The organism is Mycobacterium intermedium (assembly GCF_002086275.1).
In the GTDB taxonomy this organism is placed as follows: Bacteria; Actinomycetota; Actinomycetes; order Mycobacteriales; family Mycobacteriaceae; genus Mycobacterium; species Mycobacterium intermedium.
In genome coordinates this window covers 1-20,148 of sequence record NZ_MVHT01000062.1, presented here as the reverse complement: position 1 = coordinate 20,148, position 20,148 = coordinate 1, and the positions used below count along the sequence as shown (strand labels likewise).

Genomic DNA, 20,148 nt, shown 5'->3' with positions numbered 1-20,148 from the left:
CAAAGCGCGATGGTTTTGCTAGTTCACTTCCTGCCGCGTGGGAAGCGCCGGCGGGCGACCCGGCGGACGCGCGGTCCGTACGGCACCACCCTGACCACGGTCACCAGCTGCGGCCTCTCGTCCGGAATCGCATAGAGGCGTTGTTCGCCGGGCAGAGCGCCGACGACAGCGCGACCGAGCGGCGAGGCCATCGAGTAGACCTCCATGCTGGCGCCCTCGCCTTCACGCCTGCCGAGCACGAACGTTTCGGTTTCGCCCGTTGCGTTGTAGCGGATCGTGACCACCATGCCCGGTCCTGCGGCGTGCTCGCCCGGTCTTGTCATGGGGAATGGTGCTGCAGCGGTCATGAGATAAACGCTCCTAATTCCATATTGCCCGCTGTCGGTCAGATGCGGGCCGTCAGTGGCCCGTCTTACGCAGCGGGTCGAATTCGCGCAGGTATTGCGGTTGCTTGCCGGTGGTGATCTGCTCGGCCAACAACCGACCCGTCACCGGCCCCTGGGTCAGGCCCCACATGCCATGTCCGCCGGCCACATACAGTTGCGGTGCCACCTGGCCGATAAGTGGACGCCCGTCGGGGGTCACCGGCCGTGCACCGAACCACACATCGCTGCGATCGTCCCAGCGCACGCCTTCGAGCAGGCGACTCGCCGAAGCCACGATGGCCGCCACCCGCTCCGGCGCAACCGGTTGGCGCGGATCGCAGAAATCCATGGTGCCCGAAACACGCAACGCGCCCCGGTACGGCGTGCACGCCACCCTCGCCTCGGGCAGGTAGATGGGTCCCGGCATCGGGCGCTCCACCGGCACGGTGAAGGAATACCCACGCCCCGCCCCCACCGGTACCCGCAGCCAACGGCTGGCCAAGCGGGGCAGCTCCGCGCCGGTCGCGATCACCGCGGCGTCGGCGATGAGCACCTCGCTGCGACGCGGGCGGACCGCAACGCCGTGGCCCGCACTGACGACCGCGTCGACCTCAAGCTGGCGCAGGGTCGCGCCGCGGTCGATCACCGCACGCCCCAGCGCCGCCACAAATCGGCCCGGGTCCACGAAGCGCTGCCCGTTGATCACCAGCCCGGCCGTGGCCGTCGGCGCGGCCAACGGAACCTGTTCCCGCAGAGCCGCACCCGACAACGCGGTGACATACATTGCCTGCCCGACCTTTTCGAGCTCATCGAGCTCTCGTGACAGGCGCTGCGCCTCGGCGCTGGACTCGAAGACGGCGGTGATGGGCGCATGGCTGACCGGCACTTCCACCCCGTTGTTGACCAGCACATCGAAAGCTTCGAGGCAGTCCTCGTTCAGCCTGACGTTGGCAGTCAGGGCCCGCTGCCACGGCGCCCGCCGGGAGTTGCCCGCGAACTGCGTCAGGAAACGCCCCGATCGAGGAGCCGTTGCCAGGGCGACATGCAGTGGGGCGCTCGAGTCGAACAGGCAACGCAATCCATAACGCAGCACGCGCGGAGAGTTCAGTGGAAGGACCAAGCCGGGGGCGATCCACCCCGCGTTACAGCCGGACGCCCCGGCGCCAGCGCCGCCGCGGTCTACCACCGTGACATCGACCCCGCGCTCCTGCAGGAACCATGCGGTGGACAATCCGACGATGCCCGCACCAACGACGATCACCGAACGGGGTTGACCGTCCATCCGTTCAACGCCGGTCATCGATAACCTCCTGCGAGTTCTGACCGCCGGGTTTCGCGGATCCGTTCCACGACCGCCCAACCAGCTGCCATCAGGACCGCACCCACGGCGGCCACGCTCAACCACGTCGACAGCCCAACGGCGACCGCCTCGTCGAGCGCCGTGCGAGCCGGCTCGCCGAGGTGGTAACCGTCCGCGTCTACCCAGATGTCAACGGAGTCACCGGTTTTCACGCCACGAGGGGCCGAAATCAGACCGGCGTGTTCGGTTCCACCGGCAAACCATCTGGCGGGCACGCTCACCAGTTCGGGGTCGGACGACGCCTGCGGTTGGACCTTGTCGCTGGTGACGACGGCGGTGACCAGCTGACGGTTCTGCTCTTGCTCCGTGTAGACGCGACTGCGCGACTCGTGCACGCCGCCGCCCACCGCGAAGGCCAGGGGCACGCCGACGAGCACGACGACCGTGGCCCACAGGACAAGAAGTACGCGGAAGCCGTCGTTGCTCTGGACGCGGCGGGCGGGCCGCTCACGATCGGGACGCAGGGTAACCATCTCGATCATTCCTATCGATGGTGGCCACCCATCGGGGGCCACCCGAGGTGTTTTTTGCTGACAACACCATGGTGTCCCGCAAGGGGAGTGCGGGCATTGCCGCAGGTGGACAACGCGCCCGTCGCGCGTTGTCGAGTTCCTACAGGGCGGCTACGAAGCGAGCTTTCCGGCGTCAGACTCGGCGTCCGACTGCTGGTCGCCCTCGATGATCTGCTGCCGATTTCCCCGAATACCCAGCGGGTTCTCCACCCACCGCAGCAGGGGAAGCTGGGGAAACTCCCAGTTGCGTCCCGGCAGTTCGCTGACGTCGCCCAGCGACCGGACCACGGCTTGCATCAGGCCGATGATGGCGCCCATCACCGGCACCAGCGGCTGCAGCGGTTTCGCTGCCTGCCGAACGGTACTGATGCGCCGCGCCAGGATGAGGCGTTCGATCGAGTGGTACAGCCAGGCGCCGACCCCGAGCGCGAAGATGGCCAGCACCGACGACACGATCGACCAGTCATACGCGGCGCAGACCACCGCGCCGATGACAACCGCGGCCGCCAGCCAGGCGGCGGCCACCACACGCAATTCAAGCCTGGTCACGAAACATCCCTCCCAACAGTCCCTTGCACCGCTTGCGCAGCCGCGCGGATCTGTGGCGTCACCAGCATGATCTGGCCCAGCACTCCGTTGACGAAGCCGGGCGATTCGTCGGTGGACAACGCCTTGGCCAGCTCGACAGCCTCGTCGACGGCGACCGGTTCCGGTACGTCCCCGGCGTGCAGCAGCTCCCACACCGCGACGCGCAGGATGGCGCGGTCCACCGCGGGCAACCGGTCCAGTGTCCAGGCCTGCAGGTGCGAGGTGATCAGCTCGTCGATGTGGGCAGCGTGCCGGCCAACGCCACGAACCACCTCGGCCGTATACGGATGCAGCGGCGCAACGTCGGGGTTGGCTTCGGCCAGCGCCGTGCGCGCGTCGACCATTTCACCCGGAGTCATGCCGCGCGCCTCGGCCTCGAACAGCAGGTCGACGGCCCGCTTTCGCGCCTGATGACGCCCCCGAACGGGACGCGCGGGCTTACTGTCGGCCATCGTCAGGCGTTGACCCTGCCCAGATAGCTGCCGTCGCGCGAGTCCACCTTCAACTTGTCGCCGGTGTTGATGAACAACGGCACCTGGATCTGCGCACCCGTCTCCAGGGTGGCGGGCTTGGTGCCCGCGCTGGACCGGTCGCCCTGCAGACCCGGCTCGGTGTGGGTGACCTCGAGCTCGACCGTCACCGGCAGCTCGATGTACAGCGGCGCGCCGTCGTGGAACGCCACCTGCACCGGCAGCCCCTCCAGCAGGAACTTCGCCGCATCGCCCACCAGGGACTCCGGGAGGTGGTGCTGCTCGTAGTCCTCGCTGTCCATGAACACGAAGTCCGAGCCGTCGCGGTACAGGTAGGTGGTGTCGCGGCGGTCAACGGTCGCGGTGTCCACCTTCACCCCGGCGTTGTAGGTCTTGTCGACGACCTTGCCCGAAAGCACGTTCTTCAGCTTGGTGCGCACGAACGCCGGCCCTTTACCGGGCTTGACGTGCTGGAACTCGGTGATGGTCCACAGCTGCCCGTCGATCACCAGGACAAGTCCGTTCTTGAAGTCAGCAGTGGTCGCCACGATCCGCAAATCTCCTACAAAAAATGGCCAGTTGCCCAGCACGGTTGATTCTTGCCGCCGCCCGACCTTAGTTCGAATTCCTGCCTACAAGGAGGTCGGCCTGTCCCTGCGTTGGTACACAGGCGGCGGGCACTCGGTGTAGTTTACCCGCCCGCAGGGGCAGCGCCACCAAGCAACGCGGCGCGACTAAGCGGCGCAAAGGGACACGTAGCGGGGTCGAGGCACGATCAACCCGACGAGATTGCCGCCACGGTCGCGGTTCGCGGCCAGCACACAGCCCTCACGGCCATCTCGGCGCGACTCAGCGGCGCAAAGGGACACGTAGCGGGGTCGAGGCGCGACCAACCCGACGAGATTGCCGCCACGGTCGCGGTTCGCGGCCAGCACACAGCCCTCACGGCCATCTCGGCGCAGAAAAGCGCAGCGCCCGCGAAGGCTAGGTCAATATGGCCAGCTCTTTGGGGAAACGGGTCAGCAATTCCGGGGGGTGCACCGCGGCGTGCGACGACGCCGCCCACGGTGACTCGACGGGCACCGCCAAAGTGTCCTCGATGCGAACACCGCCGCGGCCGGGCAGATAAACGCCCGGCTCGACGGTCACGACCGAACCCGCGAGCAACGTGCCCGCGGACGTCGCCCCGATGCCCGGTGCTTCGTGTATCTGCAGGCCCACGCCGTGTCCGAGGCCGTGACCGAAGTTGTCGCCGTAACCCGCGTCGGCGATCAGCCGGCGCGCCGCGGCGTCCACCTCACGCAGGTCAGCGCCCGGCCGCAAGGCCTCCCGACCTGCCTTTTGCGCCTCCGCGACCAGCGCATAGATCTCCAGCTGCCAGTCGTCGGCGCGTTCCAGCACGAAAGTTCGAGTCATGTCCGAGTGATATCCGGCCACCAGGGCGCCGAAGTCGATCTTGACGAAGTCGCCCGCGGCCAACACCGCGTCGGTGGGCCGGTGGTGCGGAATCGCCGAGTTCGCGCCGGCGGCGACGATGGTCTCGAACGAGATTCCGTCGGCGCCGTGGTCAAGCATCAGGGCCTCTAGGTCACGGCTGACCTGCCGCTCGGTTCGACCCGGGCGCAGCCCGCCCCGCTCCACCAAATCCTTCAGGGCGGCGTCGGCCGCCTCACACGCCAGCCGCAACAAGGCCAACTCACCGTCGTCCTTGATCTCACGCAGCGTCTCCACCGTGCCCGACGCCCGCACCAACTCGGTCTGTCCGTCCTCCACGGCGGCCTGCAACGCGTCGAGTGCGTCCACCGTGACGACGTGGCTTTCAAACCCCAGCTTCTGCACCCCGTCCGTCGCGGCCCGGCCGGCCAGGTAGCGGCCCACCGCCCGTTCAATCGCGACCTCGAGGTCGGGCGCTTGTTGGGCGGCCTGAGTCCGATATCGGCCGTCGGTCGCCAAGACCGCCTCACGATCGTCGGCGAACACCAGCAACGCGCCGTTAGACCCACTGAATCCGGATAGATACCGGACATTTATCAGGTCTGTGACCAGCATCGCATCGAGTCCGGCGGCGGCAATATTGACTTTGAGGTTGTGTCGACGCTGGGAATGTGTCACGACCCTTGACGATATCGCTAAGCTGAGGCCCCATGAGACCCTGGATCCTGCGTGGATTGGTGTTTGCCGCCGCGATGGTCGTTCTTCGCCTGTTTCAGGGGGCGTTGATCAATGCTTGGCAGTCGCAGTCTGGCCTGATCAGCCTGGTGCTGCTGCTCATCTACATCGTCGTCGTGGTGGCATGGGGGGTGCGCGACGGTAAGGCCGACGCAAAGGCCAATCCCGACCCCGACCGCCGCGAGGACCTGGCGATGGTTTGGCTGCTGAGCGGTTTGTTCGCCGGCGTTGTCAGCGGCTTCGTGGCCTGGCTCATCAGCCTGTTCTACAAAGGCATCTACACCGGGGGCCTGCTCAGCGAGGTGACGACATTCGCCGCCTTCACCGCGCTGCTGATCTTCGTGGTGGCCATCATCGGCGTCAGCGTCGGCCGCTGGCTGGTGGACCGCAGCGCTCCCCCGCCACCGAAGCACGACGGATCCCACGACCCGGCCAGGGAGCGGGGCGACGGCGACGTCTTTTCGGCCGTCCGCGACGACGACAGCCCAACCGGCGAGATTCCCCGGCAGGGGGGCGACGCCCAGACCGAGCAGCGGACCTCGCCAGTGGCGACCGTCGAACGCGACGAGCGCACCGAGGTCTTTCCCACCGGCGACGACGACAAGACCCAGGTCATCCGCACCGACGAGGCGCGCACCGACCAGCTCCAGACCGACAAGGACGACACGCCGACCGAGGTCATCCGCACCGACCGGCCGGACGACAAGAAGTAGGGCTAGCGCTCGACTTCAGCCAGGTAGCGCAGGGCGAGCAGATAGCCCTGAATTCCCAGCCCCACGATCACACCCGTCGCGATGGGGCTCAGGTAGGAATGGCGCCGGAATTCTTCACGCGCATGCACATTGGAGATGTGCACTTCGATCAGGGGCGCGGCCAGCTCGGCGCACGCGTCACGCAGCGCCACCGAGGTGTGCGTCAGGCCACCGGCGTTGAGGATTACCGGCTCCCCCGCGTCGGCGGCCTGGTGAATCCAGTCCAACAGTTCCGCCTCGCTATCGCTCTGCCGCACGACGGCGTCGAGGCCCAGCGCGGCGGCCTCCCGTTCGATGAGGGCCGCCAGCTCGTCGTGGGTCGTGCTGCCGTAGACGGCAGGCTCGCGTCGGCCCAGTCGGCCCAGGTTGGGGCCGTTGATGACGTTGACGCGCACGTTCGCCTCGCGAGTCATGGGGCGCAAATTCCCGCGTAGGCCGTCACCAACAAACCCGGATCGGGTCCCACCATTCGGCCCGGCTTGGCCAACCCGTCCAGAACCACGAACCGCAGCACACCCGCTCGAGTTTTCTTGTCGCCGGCCATGAACTCCAGCAATTGCGGCAGCGCGTCGGGGTCGTAGCTGACCGGCAGCCCGAGCGAAGACAGGATCGTGCGATGGCGAACGGCGGTGTCGTCGTCGAGACGTCCGGTGAGCCTGGCCAGCTCGGCGGCAAACACCAGGCCCACCGACACCGCGGCGCCGTGCCGCCACTGGTAGCGCTCCCGGCGCTCGATCGCGTGGCCCAAGGTATGGCCGTAGTTGAGGATTTCGCGGAGCTCGGATTCCTTCTCGTCGGCGGCGACGACCTCGGCTTTGACGGCAACGGAACGCCAGATCAGCTCGGGCAGCACGTCGCCCTTCGGATCCATCGCGGCCTGCGGGTCGGCCTCGATGAGGTCCAGGATCACCGGGTCGGCGATGAAACCAGCCTTGACCACTTCGGCCATCCCACACGCGATTTCGTTGTGCGGCAGGGTTTCCAGCGTGGCCAGGTCGGCAAGTACGGCGAGCGGTTGATGAAACGCGCCGACCAGATTCTTGCCCGCGTCGGTGTTGATGCCGGTCTTGCCGCCGACGGCCGCATCGACCATGCCCAGCAGCGTGGTGGGAATGTGCACGATCGAGACGCCGCGCAACCAGGTCGCCGCCGCGAAGCCGGCGACGTCGGTGGCTGCCCCGCCGCCCAGGCTGACCAGGGCGTCCTTGCGGCCGATCCCGATGCGGCCCAACACTTCCCAGATGAAACCCACGACCGGCAGTTCTTTGCCGGCTTCGGCGTCGGGGATTTCGATGCGGTGCGCGTCGATGCCCTTGTCCGCCAGGTGGCTGCGGATTGCCTCCGCCGTCTGGGCCAGCACGGGTTGATGCAGGATGGCGACCCGGTGCCGACCGGAAAGCAATTCGTCCAGCTCGTTGAGCAGGCCGGTGCCGATCACCACCGGATACGGCGGATCGACGGCCACCCGCACGGTAACCGGTTCGGCGCTGGCGCTCATGTGGTGGCCTCACTGGGGCTGGGAGTTGCAGCTGTTTCCGTCGAAGTTGGCAGACGCGACACGATGTAGCGAACCACCGCCCCGGGATTGCGTCGGGTGGTGTCAACCCGGATGGTCGCGACGCGCCGATACAGCGGAATGCGTGCCGCCATCAGGGCGCGGTATTTCTCGTCGCGGTCCGGGCCGGCCAGCAACGGGCGAACGGTGCTGCCGCCGGTGCGTCGTACCCCCTCCGCGGCGCTGATCTCCAAGTAGACGACGGTGTGACCGGCCAGCGCTTCGCAAACGGCGGGACTGGTGACGGCACCACCGCCGAGGGAGAGCACACCGTCGTGGCTCTCCAACGCCGCCCGCACCACATCCTGCTCGATGCGGCGGAACTCCTGCTCGCCGTCGGTTTCGAAGATCTCGGCGATGGTGCGCCCGGTCTGCTGCTCGATGGCCACATCACTGTCCAGCAGGGAAACCCCGAGCGCCTTGGCCAGTCGCCGCCCGATGGTGGACTTGCCGGAACCCGGCAGTCCGACGAGTACCGCTATGGGTGCCATACCGCTTCTACCCTTGCGAGACCCGGGCTCGGGTGGCCGGCGCTTCCCGCTCGGCAACCGTGCGCTGATACGCATCGATGTTGCGGCGGGTTTCAGCCAGCGAATCGCCGCCGAACTTCTCCAGCGCCGCACGCGCCAATACCAGCGCAACCATGGTCTCCACCACGACCCCGGCGGCCGGGACGGCGCAGACATCCGACCGCTGATGGATGGCGACGGCCTCGTCACCGGTCGCCATGTCGACGGTGGCCAGTGCTCGCGGCACGGTGGAGATCGGTTTCATGGCGGCCCGCACCCGCAGCGGCTGGCCGTTGGTCATGCCGCCTTCGATGCCGCCGGCCCGGTTGGTGGAGCGGACGATGCCGTCGGGACCCGGGTACATCTCGTCGTGGGCGCGGCTGCCCCGCCGGCGCGCAGTCTCGAAACCGTCCCCGATCTCGACGCCCTTGATCGCCTGGATGCCCATCACCGCCGCGGCCAGCTGGCTGTCCAACTTGTTGTCGCCGCTGGTGAATGAACCCAGGCCGACCGGCAGGCCCAACGCCACCACTTCCACGATGCCGCCCAGGGTGTCGCCGTCCTTCTTGGCCGCCTCGACCTCGGTGATCATGCTCTGCTCTGCGGCCTTGTCGAACGCACGCACCGGGCTGGCGTCGATGGCGGGCAGGTCTTCGGCCCGAGGCGGCGGGCCGACGTAAGGTTCCGACGCGCCGATGGAGATGACGTGGGACAGCACCTCGACGCCCAGTGCTTGCCGCAGGAAGGCTCGCGCCACCGTTCCGGCCGCCACCCGGGCAGCCGTCTCCCGCGCACTGGCCCGCTCCAACACCGGGCGGGCGTCGTCGAAGCCGTACTTGAGCATGCCCGCATAGTCGGCATGGCCGGGTCGCGGCCGCGTCAGCGGTTCGTTGCGGGCGCTGTTTTCCAGCTCGGCCGGGTCGACCGGGTCGGCGGCCATCACGGTTTCCCACTTGGGCCATTCGGTGTTTCCGATCTCGATGGCGATCGGCCCACCCAGGGTGCTGCCGTGGCGCACGCCGGCCAGCATGGTCACCGCGTCACGCTCGAATTTCATGCGCGCGCCGCGGCCGTAACCCAGCCGGCGGCGGGCCAGCTGGTCGGCGATGTCGGTCGAGGTGATTTGGACGCCGGCGACCATGCCTTCGACTACGGCCACCAACGCGCGGCCATGAGACTCCCCGGCAGTAATCCAGCGCAACACCGCACCATCTTCCCATGGGCGCCGTTGTGACACGTTCAGGCCGTTGATCCTGCGTCCATGGCGGAGAAGTTCGAGTAAAGGCCGCCATGTACGCAGAATCAACCGCAAAGCAGGATGGCGGCTACCGTTGCCAGGCACATCGACGGGCCGTGCGGTACCGCCTGCACACCCCGCGTCGCCGCGGCCGCGCCCACCAACGCCGTCAACAGGGGCGCGCCGATGGCCGCCAGGAACCACACGTCCGGCCCGAAACTCCCGGTGAGGCCGCCGACACCGATCGCCAGCTTGACGTCCCCGGCGCCCATGGCGTGCGGAGCCACCAGGTGAACCAGCAGATACACCGCTGTCAAGGCGGCTGCGCCGGCGAGCGCCCGCGGCCCGCGGCCACAAACCATGGCCGCCAGCAGGATCGCCACAGCTCCGGAGAGCGTGAGCCGGTTGGGCAGCCGACGCTGCGACAGGTCGTAGCGGCTCAACGCCACCAACCAGGCCAGCACCGCAACCGCCCCCGGGATCAGCACCCGGGGGACGTTATAACGCTGCTTGCAATGCGCAAGTCATCGCTTCGCGCGGGGCGGGCAGGCCGGTGAATTGCTCGACCTGGGCGAACGCCTGGTGTAACAGCATCTGCAGGCCGCTGATCACCTGGCCGCCCGCAGCGGACACCGCGGCGGCCAGCGGCGTTGGCCACGGGTTGTAGATGGCATCCAACAGCACCGGGATCGGCGCGAAAGTCGCGGCGTAGCGCTCGGCCACGTCGGCCGGGATGGTGCTGACCAACACCTGAGCGCCAGCCACCTCGTCGGCCAGGGCCCGGTCGGCGGGGTCGTTCAAGGCGCAGAACCGGGTCGTCACGCCGACCCGCTCTCCGAGGTCCAGAAGTCGTGCTGCCTTGTCGCGATCACGCGCGACGATCGTGATGCCGGTGACGCCGAGGTCTGCCAGCCCCACCACGGCGGCCGGTGCAGTCCCGCCCGACCCGCACACCAGGGCGTGGCCGGCCGCCTGGCCAAGCGCTTGTCCAAGGGCGCCCGCGACGCCGTCGACGTCGGTGTTGTCGGCCCGCCAGCCCGTCGTCGCGTGCACCAGCGTGTTGGCGGACCCGACCAGTTCGGCCCGGGCGGTGCGTTCATCGGCGAACCGCAGGGCGGCGAACTTGCCCGGCATGGTCACCGAGACGCCGACCCACTCCGGTCCGAACCCGCCGACCAAGCCCGGTAGCTGCTCGGCGTCGCACTCGATGCGCTCGTAGGTCCAGTCGTTCAGGCCCAGCGCCCGGTAGGCGGCCAGATGCAGCTGCGGAGAGCGAGAATGCGCGATCGGCTTGCCCAGTACCGCCGCCCTGCGCCTAGCGCGCGCTGTCGAGGACACCGTTGTGCTTGGCCAGTTCGATATTCGCCAAATGCTGCTGGTAGTCGCGCGTGAACAGCGTTGTTCCCTGGGAGTCGATGGTGACGAAGTAGAGCCAGTCGCCCGGTGCCGGGTGCGCGGCGGCGATCACGGCGTCGACGCTGGGCGAACAGATGGCGGTCGCCGGCAAACCCTCGGCCATGTAGGTGTTCCAGGAGTTTCGGATGGCGCGGTCGGCGTCGGTGGTGGCTACTTCGCGGCGGTCCAGCGGATAGTTCACGGTCGAGTCGAACTCAAGTTTGCGGTGCTCGTGCAGTCGGTTGTAGATCACCTGGGCGACCTTCGGGAAGTCCTGCACCTTGGATTCCTGCTGCACCAGCGAGGCCACCACGAGGATGTCGTAAGGCGAGAGTCCCAAGGATCTGGCGGTGTCCTCCAGCCCGGCTTTCGTGTACTCCATGGTCCCCGCGCTGATCAGCGTCGCGAGTATGGTTTCGGCCGAGTCGGCCGGATTGATGTTGAAGGTTCCCGGCGCGATGAGGCCCTCGATGCGGCGGTGGTCGCCACCCAGTTCGTTGACCGGCTGAACGGCCCAGAGCGGCACCGTCAGCATGGTCGGGGTGCTCTTGCTGGCCGCCTTGCGCAGCTCGGCTACCGAAACACAGTGCTTGTCACCGTCAAGATCCACGCAGGTGGCGCGGGAGATCAAGCTGAGTATCCCGGGCGTCACCACGTTGGTCTTCATGTCGGTGGTGTCGTCGAGCTGACGCCCCTCGGGGATGACCAGTTTCCCGACCCGGTTGCTGGGGTCGGCCAGGCGTGCGACCGCGGTGGCCGCCGGAATCTCGGTGCGCATTCGGTAGAACCCCGGCTGGATCGACGAAATCGCCGCGTTGCCGTGCGCGGCATCGACAAATGCCCGAACCGTGCGCACCACGTTGTGCTTGTGCAACGTCTCGCCCACGTCGGTGGTCGAATCACCGGACTGGATCTGGATGACGATGTCCTGCTTGCCGCCGCCGGTGTAATCCCCGCTGGAACCCGAGAGGATATGCCACAGCTTGGAACCCAGGCCCACGGCCGCCACCACGATCACCACCAGCAGCCCGAGCGCGAATGCCCCCGCAAGGCGTCGGCGGCGTCGGATCTTCTTTGCGTGTTTGTGGTCGGCGCGCGATCTCCGATGTCGCGCCGATCCGACCGCGGTCGGTTGCGCGCGCTCTGGTACGCCCTCGTCAATCATCGGCGGCCTCGCCCGTCTCCGCTGCGGCGGCCATGCTCCGACGTTGGTCCAGCCACCCCTGCAGGATTGCCACTGCGGCGGCCTGGTCGATGACCGCGCGCTGGTCCCTGGCGCGGACGCCGGCGTCGCGCAGCGACCGCTGGGCGGTGACGGTGGTCAGGCGCTCGTCGAAGAGCCGCACGGGAATCGGCGCGATGCGCTGGCCCAGCGCCTCCGCCACCTCGGTGGCGTCCTGCGCCGCCGGGCCGATCCGGTCGGCCAGGGTGCGGGGCAACCCGACGATGACTTCCACCGCCTCGAACTGCGAGACCAGCGTGGCCAGCCGGCGCACATGCTTGCCGGACCGGTCGCGACGCACCGTTTCTACCGGCGTGGCGAGGATGCCGTCGGGGTCGCTGGCCGCCACGCCGATGCGCACTTTGCCCACGTCGATCCCTAGCCGACGACCCCTCCCCGGCGCCGGGTCGGGCGTCTGGTCTGTGTCGCCCGGCCGATGGGGCGAGCGATGCGCTGATTCGATCACTCAACCAACCCGCGCTATCGCCGTGACCTTGGCACGGACCGCATCGAGTGCGGCGTCGATGCCGGCCGGATTCTTGCCCGAGCCCTGCGCCAGATCAGCCTTGCCGCCGCCGCGACCTTCCACCGCCATGGCCAGCTGCTGGACCAGCTCGTTGGCGTTGAGCCCGAGGTCCTGGGCGGCGGGATTGGCGCCAACGGCGTACGGCACGCTCTGGTTCTCCCCCTCGGCGATCAACGCGACCACCGCGGGATCGCTGCCGAGCTTGCCGCGGATGTCGCCCACCAGGGAGCGCAAGTCGGCGGCGGTCATCCCGGCTGACATCCGTTGCGCCACCAGACGCACGTTACCGATGCGCTCGGCGCCGGCGGCAGCGTTGGCGGCCGCAGCCCGGGCATTGGCCTGGCGCATGCGCTCGAGTTCCTTCTCGGCGGCCTTGAGGCGTTCCACCAGATTGGCCACCCGGCCGGGTACCTCTTCGGACGGCACCTTCAGCGTCGACGCGAGCCCGGCCATCAGGGCGCGCTCCTTGGCCAGGTGACGGAAGGAATCCAGTCCGACGTAGGCCTCGACCCGGCGCACACCAGAGCCGATCGACGACTCGCCCAGGATGGTGACGGGACCGATCTGCGCCGAGTTGTGCACGTGCGTGCCACCGCACAGCTCCAGCGAGAACGGTCCGCCGATCTCCACCACCCGCACCTGGTCCGGGTAGGACTCGCCGAACAAGGCCATCGCTCCCATCGCCTTGGCTTTGTCGAGCTGCTCGGTGAAAGTGTGCACCTCGAAGTCGGCCTGCACAGCCTCGTTGGTGACTTCTTCGATCTGGATGCGCTGCTCTTCGGTCAGCGGTCCCTGCCAGTTGAAGTCGAACCGCAGATAGCCCGGCCGGTTCAGCGATCCGGCCTGCACGGCATTGGGTCCCAACACCTGGCGCAGCGCGGCGTGCACCATGTGGGTGCCCGAGTGACCTTGGGTCGCACCCTTGCGCCAGCCCGGGTCCACCGCGGCGACGACGGTGTCGCCCTCGACGAACTCGCCCGATTCCACGTTGACCCGGTGCACGTGAACGGTTTTGGCGATCTTCTGCACGTCGGTGACGGCGGCCTTGGCGCTGGCGCTCGCGCCGGTACCGGTGATGGTTCCCGCGTCGGCGATCTGCCCGCCCGACTCGGCGTACAGCGGCGTGCGGTCCAGGATGAGCTCCACCCGGTCGGCCGCGACGGCATCGGTGTGCGCCACCACCGGAACCCGCTGGCCGTCGACGAAGATGCCCAGAATCTTTGCCTGGGACGTCAATTCGTCGAACCCGGTGAACTCGGTGGGGCCGGCGTCGACCAACTCGCGGTAGGCGGTCAGGTCGGCATGCGCGTGCTTGCGCGCGGCGGCGTCCGCCTTCGCGCGCTGCCGCTGCTCGGCCATCAGCTCGCGGAAGCCGGCCTCGTCAACGGTCAGGCCGGCCTCGTTCGCCATCTCGAGGGTGAGCTCGATCGGGAAGCCGTAGGTGTCGTGCAACGTGAACGCATCCGAGCCCGAAACGACTTTTGTGCCAGCGGATTTCGTTGCTTTGGCGACGTCCTCGAACAGCTTGGAGCCGGACGCCAGAGTCCGGTTGAACGCCGTTTCCTCGGCGACCGCGATGCGGTTGATCCGCTCGAAGTCGGTGACCAGCTCGGGATAGGACGGCCCCATCGAGTCGCGGACGGTGGCCATCAGGTCACCGACGACCGGATCTTCGATGCCCAGCAGCTTGGCGGATCGAATGACCCGGCGCAGCAACCGGCGCAGCACGTAGCCGCGGCCGTCGTTGCCGGGGCTGACGCCATCGCCGATCAGGATCGCGGCGGTGCGGGTGTGGTCGGCGATGATGCGGTACCGCACGTCGTCGGCGTGGTTTCCCACGTCATAGGGTCGGGGCGCACGCTCGGCCACCAGGTCGATCACCGGGCGCAGCAGGTCGGTCTCGTAGACATTGTGTACGTCTTGCAGCACCAGGGCGATGCGCTCGACACCCATCCCGGTGTCGATGTTCTTGCGCGGCAGCGGACCCAGGATCTCGTAGTCCTCTTTGTTGGTCCCCTCGCCCCGCTCGTTCTGCATGAACACCAGGTTCCAGACCTCGAGGTAGCGGTCCTCGTTGACGATCGGTCCGCCCTCGGGGCCGAACTCGGGCCCCCGGTCGTAGTAGATCTCCGATGACGGACCACAGGGTCCGGGGATGCCCATCGACCAGTAGTTGTCGGCCATGCCGCGGCGCTGGATCCGCTCGGGGGGCAGCTCGGCGATCTCCTGCCACAACCCCGCGGCCTCGTCGTCGTCGAGGTAGACCGTGGCCCACAGCCTGTTCGGGTCCAGGCCGTAGCCACCCTCGGAGACAGGGTTGGTCAGCAGGTCCCAGGCCAGCTCGATGGCTCCGCGCTTGAAATAGTCGCCGAACGAAAAGTTCCCGGCCATCTGGAAGAACGTGTTGTGCCGGGTGGTGATGCCCACCTCGTCGATGTCCGGGGTGCGGATGCACTTCTGGATGCTGGTTGCCCTCGTGTACGGCGGTGTGCGTTGCCCCAGAAAGAACGGCACGAACTGAACCATCCCCGCATTGACGAACAACAGGTTCGGGTCGTCCAGGATGACCGAGGCGCTGGGCACCTCGGTGTGACCCGCCTTCACGAAATGATCAAGGAACCGCTTCCTGATCTCGTGTGTCTGCACTGTTCGCTTCCTTTAATTCGATACGGGGTCGACTGCCAGCCTATTAGCCGCAGTATCAGAGGTTTGTCTAACGGCGTATTTTCTAGCCCGCCATAAAGCTAAGTCGTACGGAGCGCCGGGGGTTATCCCGGTTGAGATCGACCAGGACGATGCTTTGCCAGGTACCCAGCATCAGCTCGCCCGCCGTCACCGGCACGGTCACCGACGGCGCGACCAGCGCCGGCAGCACATGGTCGGCGCCGTGCCCCTTCGACCCGTGCGAATGACGGTAGCGGTCGTCGCGGGGCAGCAGTCTTTCCAGCGTGTCGACCAAATCGTCGTCGGAACCGGCGCCGGTCTCGATGATCGCCACGCCCGCCGTGGCGTGCGGGATGAAGACGTTGCACAGCCCGTCGCCAAGGGAAAAGCAGAACCCGCGGACCGCGTCGGTCAGATCGACGATGCGGCGCCGCGACGTGTCCACATCCAGAACATCGGTCTGCACCTGATCAAGCCTACGGTGGGGGCTTATCGGCCTGCCAATCCAATACAAGAACCCCCAAGCATCATTGCCACGGCGCAGCGGTAAGAGGAAGGTATTTGGTGGGACCGGTGGCGCCACCGGGGCGCCGCCCCGACTTCCCTGCAAGGAGGGGCCGATCGTGTACGCGCGCTCAACCACCATCCAGGCGCAACCCTCGTCAGTCGACATCGGAATTGCGCATGTTCGAAATGTCGTGATGCCGTCCCTGCAAGAGCTCGACGGCTGCGTCGGGCTGTCGCTCCTGGTCGACCGGCAGTCAGGCGTCTGCATAGCCACCAGCGCATGGGAGTCCCTGGAATCGATGCGGGCCAGCGCCGAGCACGTCGCCCCCATCCGCGACCGCATGGGACTGATGTTCGACGGCAGCTCCCGGGTCGAGGAATGGGAGATCGCCCTCATGCACCGCGACCATCCGTCGCACGAGGGCGCCTGCGTGCGAGCCACCTGGTTGAAGGTGGTGCCGGATCAGCTGGGACGCTCCCTGGACTTCTACCGCACTTGCGTGCTGCCCGAGCTGGAGCGCCTCGAGGGGTTCTGCAGCGCCAGCATGATGGTCGACCACCCGTCCACCCGGCGCGCGGTCTCCTGCTCGACGTTCGACAGCCTCGACGCCATGGCCCGTAACCGCGACGAGGCGACCGAACTGCGCAGCCGGCGGGTCCGGGATCTGGGTGCTGAGGTCATCGACGTGATGGAGTTCGAATTGGCGATCGCCCGCTTGCGGGTGCCCGAGCTGGTCTGAGCCCGGCTCGGGCGTCGGCGCGGCCGGTCGTCGGCGTCGTCGAGCGTCACGCCAGCGCGACGTTGACCGTCGAGAGCCGCGCCAGCGTGACGTTCGGCGCAGCTGGAGGGCGTCGCCGGGCTAGCGTCGCCGGGCTAGCGTCGCCGGGCTAGCGTCGTCGAGCGTCACGCCAGCGCGACGTTGACCGTCGAGAGCCGCGCCAGCGTGACGTTCGGCGCGGCTTAGCGCAGCGCGTCCCCGGGGAAGCCGATGCAAGGGTGCACCTCGTAGGTGAAGATCCCGGCCGCCACCCCGGGGTCGTCGTCCATGATCGCGATGGTGCGCTCGACCGACTCGGCGAATACCCCGATGCCACAGACCTTCGACCCATCGGTGGTCGGCAGCACCACCGTAAGGACGCCGTCGTCGCGCAGCGCGAAGTTTCTTCGCCCGTGTTCCCAGATGAGCGCGGGCGCTTCGGCCTCACCGAACCTCGGCCCCTGCTTGAGGATGGCGACGGTGTAGGGCTTCGCGGTGGGCAGCAGTTGACGCATTTCTTCGTCGGTGAAGGTTTTCATGCCCGCCCTCGCTTGCTTCGAATGATGGCCCGCAGCCGATCGAGCCGGCCGCCGATCTCTCGTTCCACCCCGCGGCCGGCGGGGCGGTAGTAATCCACACCCACCAGCTCATCCGGTGGATACTGTTGCGCGACAACGCCATCGGGGTAGTCGTGGGCGTACTTGTAACCCTGGGCGTTACCCAACCCGGCGGCCCCCGAATAGTGCCCATCCCGAAGGTGTGCGGGCACCAGACCGGCCTTGCCGGCCTTGATGTCGTTCATGGCGGCGCCCAGCGCCGTGGTCACCGCATTGGACTTCGGGGCGGTGGCCAGGTGGACGGTCGCGTGCGCCAAGGTCAGCTGAGCCTCGGGCAGGCCGATCAGCTGCACCGTCTGGGCCGCGGCGACCGCCAACGGCAGCGCGGTCGGGTCCGCCATGCCGATGTCCTCGCTGGCCAGGATCATCAACCGGCGGGCGATGAACCGGGGATCTTCCCCCGCGACCAGCATGCGGGCCAGATAGTGCAGCGCGGCGTCGACGTCGGAACCGCGCACCGATTTGATGAACGCGCTGATGACGTCGTAGTGCTGGTCGCCGTCGCGGTCATAGCGGACCGCGGCCCTGTCCAGCGACTGCTCGATGGTCTCGACGCTGACGTGCTCGGTCGCCTCGGCCGCGACCTCCAGTGCCGTCAACGCGCGGCGGGCGTCCCCGGCGGCCAGTTGTACCAGTAGATCGACGGCCTCGGGCGTGACCTGGACTCGCCCGGCCAGCCCCCGCGGGTCGTCAATCGCGCGTTGCACCACCGTGCGGATGTCGTCGGCGGTGAGGGGGCGCAGCTGCAGGATCAGCGACCGCGACAGCAGCGGCGCGACCACCGAAAACGAGGGGTTTTCGGTGGTGGCCGCGACCAACAGGACCACCCGGTTTTCCACGGCTGACAACAGGGCGTCCTGCTGGGTCTTGGAGAAGCGGTGCACCTCGTCGATGAACAACACGGTCTGCTCGCCGTGAATCACTCCGGTACGGGCCTTGTCGATTACCGTGCGTACGTCCTTCACCCCCGCGGACAACGCCGACAGCGCCTCGAACCGGCGTCCGGTCGCCTGCGAGATCAAGGACGCCAGAGTTGTTTTGCCGCTGCCCGGCGGGCCGTAGAGGATGACCGACGCCACGCCCGATCCCTCGACCAGCCGGCGCATCGGCGAGCCGGGCGCGAGCAGGTGATCTTGTCCCACCACTTCGTCCAACGACGCCGGACGCATGCGCACCGCCAGCGGAGACCCGGCGGTCGCAGCCAACGGTGCGCCAAGGCCGGGGTCGGTCATATTCGATTCGCCGGGTAGGTCAAACAGACCGTCGGACACGACATCAGGCATACCACGCGAGTCCGACAGCTGCGGCCGGCGGGGATCTAGCGGAGTTCGGCACAAGTAATGGCCTGCAATGCGCGCTTTTTGGGCGCTCATTTGCTAAGTTCCGGTTGCTAGGTTCCGCATGCTCTACCGAGCGACTAAGGACGGCTATGAGCCAGCCACCAGAATATCCAGGCAACCCCGATCCTCAGAGCGGAAGGCACAGCGCTCCCGGCTATCCGCCGCCGCCCTCACCTCAGGGTTACGGTGCTCCTCCCCCGCCTCCGCCCGGTTACGGCGCCCCGCCACCACCGCCGCCCGGCTACGGTCCGCCTCCTGGCCAGTCTTCGAGCCAACCGCCAGGTGACGCCCCCGGCGGTTACGCGGCCCCCGGCTACAGCCAACCTCCGCCACCCCCCAGCTACGGCCAACCGCCCGCGAGCTATGCCCAAGCGCCCGGCGGGAGCCCGTTCAGTGTGGGTGAGGCATTCAACTGGGCGTGGAACACATTCACCAAGAACGCGCTGGCCCTCATCGTTCCGATGCTCATTTATGGGGCGGCGATGGCAGTCATCAGCATCGTGCTGTACATGGTCTTGTTCGCGGTTGTGGCCGGCGGCTCCTCAGTCGACGAATCTGGCGGCGCTTCTACGCTTTTCGGATTCGGTTTCCTGTTTACGTGGGCGCTCTTCGGCTTCTTCTTCTTCTTGGCGTTTTTCTATATACAGGCCGCGTTCGTCTCCGGAGCCCTTGCCCTCGCCGACGGGCAACCGGTGAGCATCAGTTCGTTCCTCCAGCCTCCGCGCAATTTGGGCTCGGTGATCGTTGCCGCACTCCTGGTTTCCATCGGCACCTCTGTCGGCTACGCGCTGTGCGTTCTCCCCGGCATCATTTTCCTTTTCTTCTCGTTGTTCACCATCCCGTTCGTCGTCGATCGATCCTTGGCGCCCGTTGACGCGTTGAAGGCCAGCTTCAGCACGATCAATCGGAATCTCGGCAGTGCCCTGCTGGCCTACTTGGTGGTCGTGGCGGTCGGAATTGTGGGCAACGCGGTCTGCGTCGGCGGCCTCATCTCCATTCCGGTGTCGCTGCTGATCATGACCTACACCTACCGGCGCCTCTCTGGCGGCAACGTTGTTCCGGCGCCTGTGTCGGGGCCGCCGCAGCCGTACCAGCCTCCGCAGCAGTACCCGCCACAGCAGTACCCCCCGCAGCAGCCCTACCAGGGTTGACCGCTGCGGCCGTTAGGCCGGGACGGTCGACTTGCTTCGCCGGGCAGGTCAAACAGACTTTCGGACAACACATCCGGCTCGAATTTGGCGACGCCAATACGCGCTTTCCGGATGCGAATTTGCTAAGTTCCGGGTTGCTTAGTTCCGCGTGCGCTACGAAACCGAATAAGGACGGCTATGAGCCAGCCACCAGATTATTCAGGTACACCCGACCCGGAGAGCGGCGGAAGGCACAGTGCTCCCGGCTATCCGCCTCCCCCGCCGCCCAGTGCTGGGTGAACTTGTTCCAGGCCCAACTGAAGGCGTCTCCGACGTTGAAGTTAGGGCCGTATCCTCCGCCGGGTGCGCCGCCCAAACCCGGCGCGCCGTAACCGTATCCGGGGGGAGGCGGCGGGGGCGCGCTGTAGCCGGGAGCCGAGTAACCTCCCGGCGCGCCCGCTGGCGGCTGGCC

Annotated in this window: 22 protein-coding genes and 1 pseudogene; 3 read left to right on the top strand and 20 right to left on the bottom strand. The window is 67.5% G+C overall.

The window, feature by feature from the left end; genetic code table 11:
• Positions 1-23: 23 nt before the first annotated feature.
• From BST27_RS20195 to BST27_RS20165, 7 genes are all read right to left on the bottom strand, one after another.
• On the bottom strand, positions 24-347 hold the full coding sequence (locus BST27_RS20195; protein ID WP_079219581.1) for a GreA/GreB family elongation factor: 324 nt from the start codon (positions 345-347) through the stop codon (positions 24-26).
• A 52-nt stretch (positions 348-399) separates the two neighbouring features.
• Positions 400-1,665: an NAD(P)/FAD-dependent oxidoreductase gene (locus tag BST27_RS20190; RefSeq protein WP_069418551.1), complete on the bottom strand. Its 1,266-nt coding sequence runs from the start codon at positions 1,663-1,665 to the stop codon at positions 400-402.
• Positions 1,662-2,207: an Rv1733c family protein gene (locus tag BST27_RS20185; protein WP_069418552.1), complete on the bottom strand. Its 546-nt coding sequence runs from the start codon at positions 2,205-2,207 to the stop codon at positions 1,662-1,664. Before BST27_RS20185 ends, BST27_RS20190 begins: the two co-directional genes overlap by 4 nt.
• Positions 2,208-2,348: 141 nt before the next feature.
• Positions 2,349-2,786, bottom strand: a complete 438-nt coding sequence (locus BST27_RS20180; RefSeq protein WP_069418553.1) for an antitermination protein NusB — start codon at positions 2,784-2,786, stop codon at positions 2,349-2,351.
• A complete protein-coding gene (nusB, locus tag BST27_RS20175) occupies positions 2,783-3,277 on the bottom strand; it encodes a transcription antitermination factor NusB (protein WP_069418554.1) in 495 nt (164 codons plus the stop codon). Before nusB ends, BST27_RS20180 begins: the two co-directional genes overlap by 4 nt.
• A gap of 2 nt (positions 3,278-3,279) precedes the next feature.
• Positions 3,280-3,843, bottom strand: a complete 564-nt coding sequence (gene efp / locus BST27_RS20170) for an elongation factor P (RefSeq protein ID WP_069418607.1) — start codon at positions 3,841-3,843, stop codon at positions 3,280-3,282.
• Between the two features lie 436 nt (positions 3,844-4,279).
• A complete protein-coding gene (locus BST27_RS20165) occupies positions 4,280-5,407 on the bottom strand; it encodes an aminopeptidase P family protein (RefSeq protein ID WP_069418555.1) in 1,128 nt (375 codons plus the stop codon).
• A 32-nt stretch (positions 5,408-5,439) separates the two neighbouring features.
• On the opposite strand from BST27_RS20165, the gene BST27_RS20160 reads away from it, so the two are divergent.
• Complete coding sequence (locus tag BST27_RS20160) at positions 5,440-6,177, top strand: B-4DMT family transporter (protein ID WP_069418556.1); 738 nt, start codon at positions 5,440-5,442, stop codon at positions 6,175-6,177.
• Positions 6,178-6,179: 2 nt separating this feature from the next.
• On the opposite strand, the gene aroQ is transcribed toward BST27_RS20160, so the two are convergent.
• The 10 genes from aroQ to BST27_RS20110 form a co-directional block, all read right to left on the bottom strand.
• Positions 6,180-6,629 (bottom strand): type II 3-dehydroquinate dehydratase, encoded by a 450-nt coding sequence (gene aroQ, locus BST27_RS20155; RefSeq protein ID WP_069418557.1) that lies wholly within the window; start codon positions 6,627-6,629, stop codon positions 6,180-6,182.
• Positions 6,626-7,714 (bottom strand): 3-dehydroquinate synthase, encoded by a 1,089-nt coding sequence (gene aroB, locus BST27_RS20150; RefSeq protein ID WP_069418558.1) that lies wholly within the window; start codon positions 7,712-7,714, stop codon positions 6,626-6,628. Before aroB ends, aroQ begins: the two co-directional genes overlap by 4 nt.
• A complete protein-coding gene (locus tag BST27_RS20145; RefSeq protein WP_069418559.1) occupies positions 7,711-8,262 on the bottom strand; it encodes a shikimate kinase in 552 nt (183 codons plus the stop codon). The genes aroB and BST27_RS20145 overlap by 4 nt, the downstream gene beginning before the upstream one ends.
• 7 nt (positions 8,263-8,269) lie before the next feature.
• On the bottom strand, positions 8,270-9,484 hold the full coding sequence (gene aroC / locus BST27_RS20140) for a chorismate synthase (protein WP_069418608.1): 1,215 nt from the start codon (positions 9,482-9,484) through the stop codon (positions 8,270-8,272).
• 98 nt (positions 9,485-9,582) lie between these two features.
• Positions 9,583-10,005 (bottom strand): prepilin peptidase, encoded by a 423-nt coding sequence (locus BST27_RS20135; protein WP_069418560.1) that lies wholly within the window; start codon positions 10,003-10,005, stop codon positions 9,583-9,585.
• A 10-nt stretch (positions 10,006-10,015) separates the two neighbouring features.
• Positions 10,016-10,855: a shikimate dehydrogenase gene (locus tag BST27_RS20130; RefSeq protein WP_069418561.1), complete on the bottom strand. Its 840-nt coding sequence runs from the start codon at positions 10,853-10,855 to the stop codon at positions 10,016-10,018.
• Positions 10,833-12,077, bottom strand: coding sequence for an endolytic transglycosylase MltG (locus BST27_RS20125; RefSeq protein WP_069418562.1), 1,245 nt, complete (start codon positions 12,075-12,077; stop codon positions 10,833-10,835). Before BST27_RS20125 ends, BST27_RS20130 begins: the two co-directional genes overlap by 23 nt.
• Complete coding sequence (gene ruvX, locus BST27_RS20120; protein ID WP_069418563.1) at positions 12,070-12,600, bottom strand: Holliday junction resolvase RuvX; 531 nt, start codon at positions 12,598-12,600, stop codon at positions 12,070-12,072. Before ruvX ends, BST27_RS20125 begins: the two co-directional genes overlap by 8 nt.
• Positions 12,601-15,306, bottom strand: coding sequence for an alanine--tRNA ligase (gene alaS / locus BST27_RS20115; RefSeq protein ID WP_069418564.1), 2,706 nt, complete (start codon positions 15,304-15,306; stop codon positions 12,601-12,603).
• Positions 15,307-15,388: 82 nt separating this feature from the next.
• Entirely contained in the window at positions 15,389-15,790 is a 402-nt protein-coding gene (locus BST27_RS20110) for a secondary thiamine-phosphate synthase enzyme YjbQ (RefSeq protein WP_069418565.1), read from the bottom strand.
• Between the two features lie 157 nt (positions 15,791-15,947).
• Here BST27_RS20110 and BST27_RS20105 point away from each other — a divergent pair, with 157 nt between their 5' ends.
• The gene (locus BST27_RS20105) at positions 15,948-16,571 is read left to right on the top strand and encodes a hypothetical protein (RefSeq protein ID WP_069418566.1); all 624 of its coding nucleotides are present in this window, start codon (positions 15,948-15,950) and stop codon (positions 16,569-16,571) included.
• 221 nt (positions 16,572-16,792) lie between these two features.
• Here the strand turns inward: BST27_RS20105 and BST27_RS20100 are convergent, their stop codons facing one another.
• The gene (locus BST27_RS20100) at positions 16,793-17,128 is read right to left on the bottom strand and encodes a YciI family protein (protein WP_069418567.1); all 336 of its coding nucleotides are present in this window, start codon (positions 17,126-17,128) and stop codon (positions 16,793-16,795) included.
• Positions 17,125-18,489: a replication-associated recombination protein A gene (locus BST27_RS20095; RefSeq protein WP_079219582.1), complete on the bottom strand. Its 1,365-nt coding sequence runs from the start codon at positions 18,487-18,489 to the stop codon at positions 17,125-17,127. The genes BST27_RS20100 and BST27_RS20095 overlap by 4 nt, the downstream gene beginning before the upstream one ends.
• 146 nt (positions 18,490-18,635) lie before the next feature.
• On the opposite strand from BST27_RS20095, the gene BST27_RS20090 reads away from it, so the two are divergent.
• Positions 18,636-19,697: a hypothetical protein gene (locus BST27_RS20090; protein ID WP_069418568.1), complete on the top strand. Its 1,062-nt coding sequence runs from the start codon at positions 18,636-18,638 to the stop codon at positions 19,695-19,697.
• Between the two features lie 175 nt (positions 19,698-19,872).
• On the opposite strand, the pseudogene BST27_RS33200 reads toward BST27_RS20090, so the two are convergent.
• Positions 19,873-20,148 (bottom strand): annotated as a pseudogene (locus tag BST27_RS33200) (hypothetical protein); the annotation flags it as partial.

Coding starts and splice junctions, on each gene's coding strand:
- BST27_RS20195 (WP_079219581.1), bottom strand. CDS start 347: ATGACCGCTGCAGCACCATTCCCCATGACAAGACCGGGCGAGCACGCC.
- BST27_RS20190 (WP_069418551.1), bottom strand. CDS start 1,665: ATGACCGGCGTTGAACGGATGGACGGTCAACCCCGTTCGGTGATCGTC.
- BST27_RS20185 (WP_069418552.1), bottom strand. CDS start 2,207: ATGATCGAGATGGTTACCCTGCGTCCCGATCGTGAGCGGCCCGCCCGC.
- nusB (WP_069418554.1), bottom strand. CDS start 3,277: ATGGCCGACAGTAAGCCCGCGCGTCCCGTTCGGGGGCGTCATCAGGCG.
- BST27_RS20160 (WP_069418556.1), top strand. CDS start 5,440: ATGAGACCCTGGATCCTGCGTGGATTGGTGTTTGCCGCCGCGATGGTC.
- aroQ (WP_069418557.1), bottom strand. CDS start 6,629: ATGACTCGCGAGGCGAACGTGCGCGTCAACGTCATCAACGGCCCCAAC.
- aroB (WP_069418558.1), bottom strand. CDS start 7,714: ATGAGCGCCAGCGCCGAACCGGTTACCGTGCGGGTGGCCGTCGATCCG.
- BST27_RS20145 (WP_069418559.1), bottom strand. CDS start 8,262: ATGGCACCCATAGCGGTACTCGTCGGACTGCCGGGTTCCGGCAAGTCC.
- BST27_RS20125 (WP_069418562.1), bottom strand. CDS start 12,077: ATGATTGACGAGGGCGTACCAGAGCGCGCGCAACCGACCGCGGTCGGA.
- BST27_RS20100 (WP_069418567.1), bottom strand. CDS start 17,128: ATGAAAACCTTCACCGACGAAGAAATGCGTCAACTGCTGCCCACCGCG.
- BST27_RS20095 (WP_079219582.1), bottom strand. CDS start 18,489: ATGCCTGATGTCGTGTCCGACGGTCTGTTTGACCTACCCGGCGAATCG.
- BST27_RS20090 (WP_069418568.1), top strand. CDS start 18,636: ATGAGCCAGCCACCAGAATATCCAGGCAACCCCGATCCTCAGAGCGGA.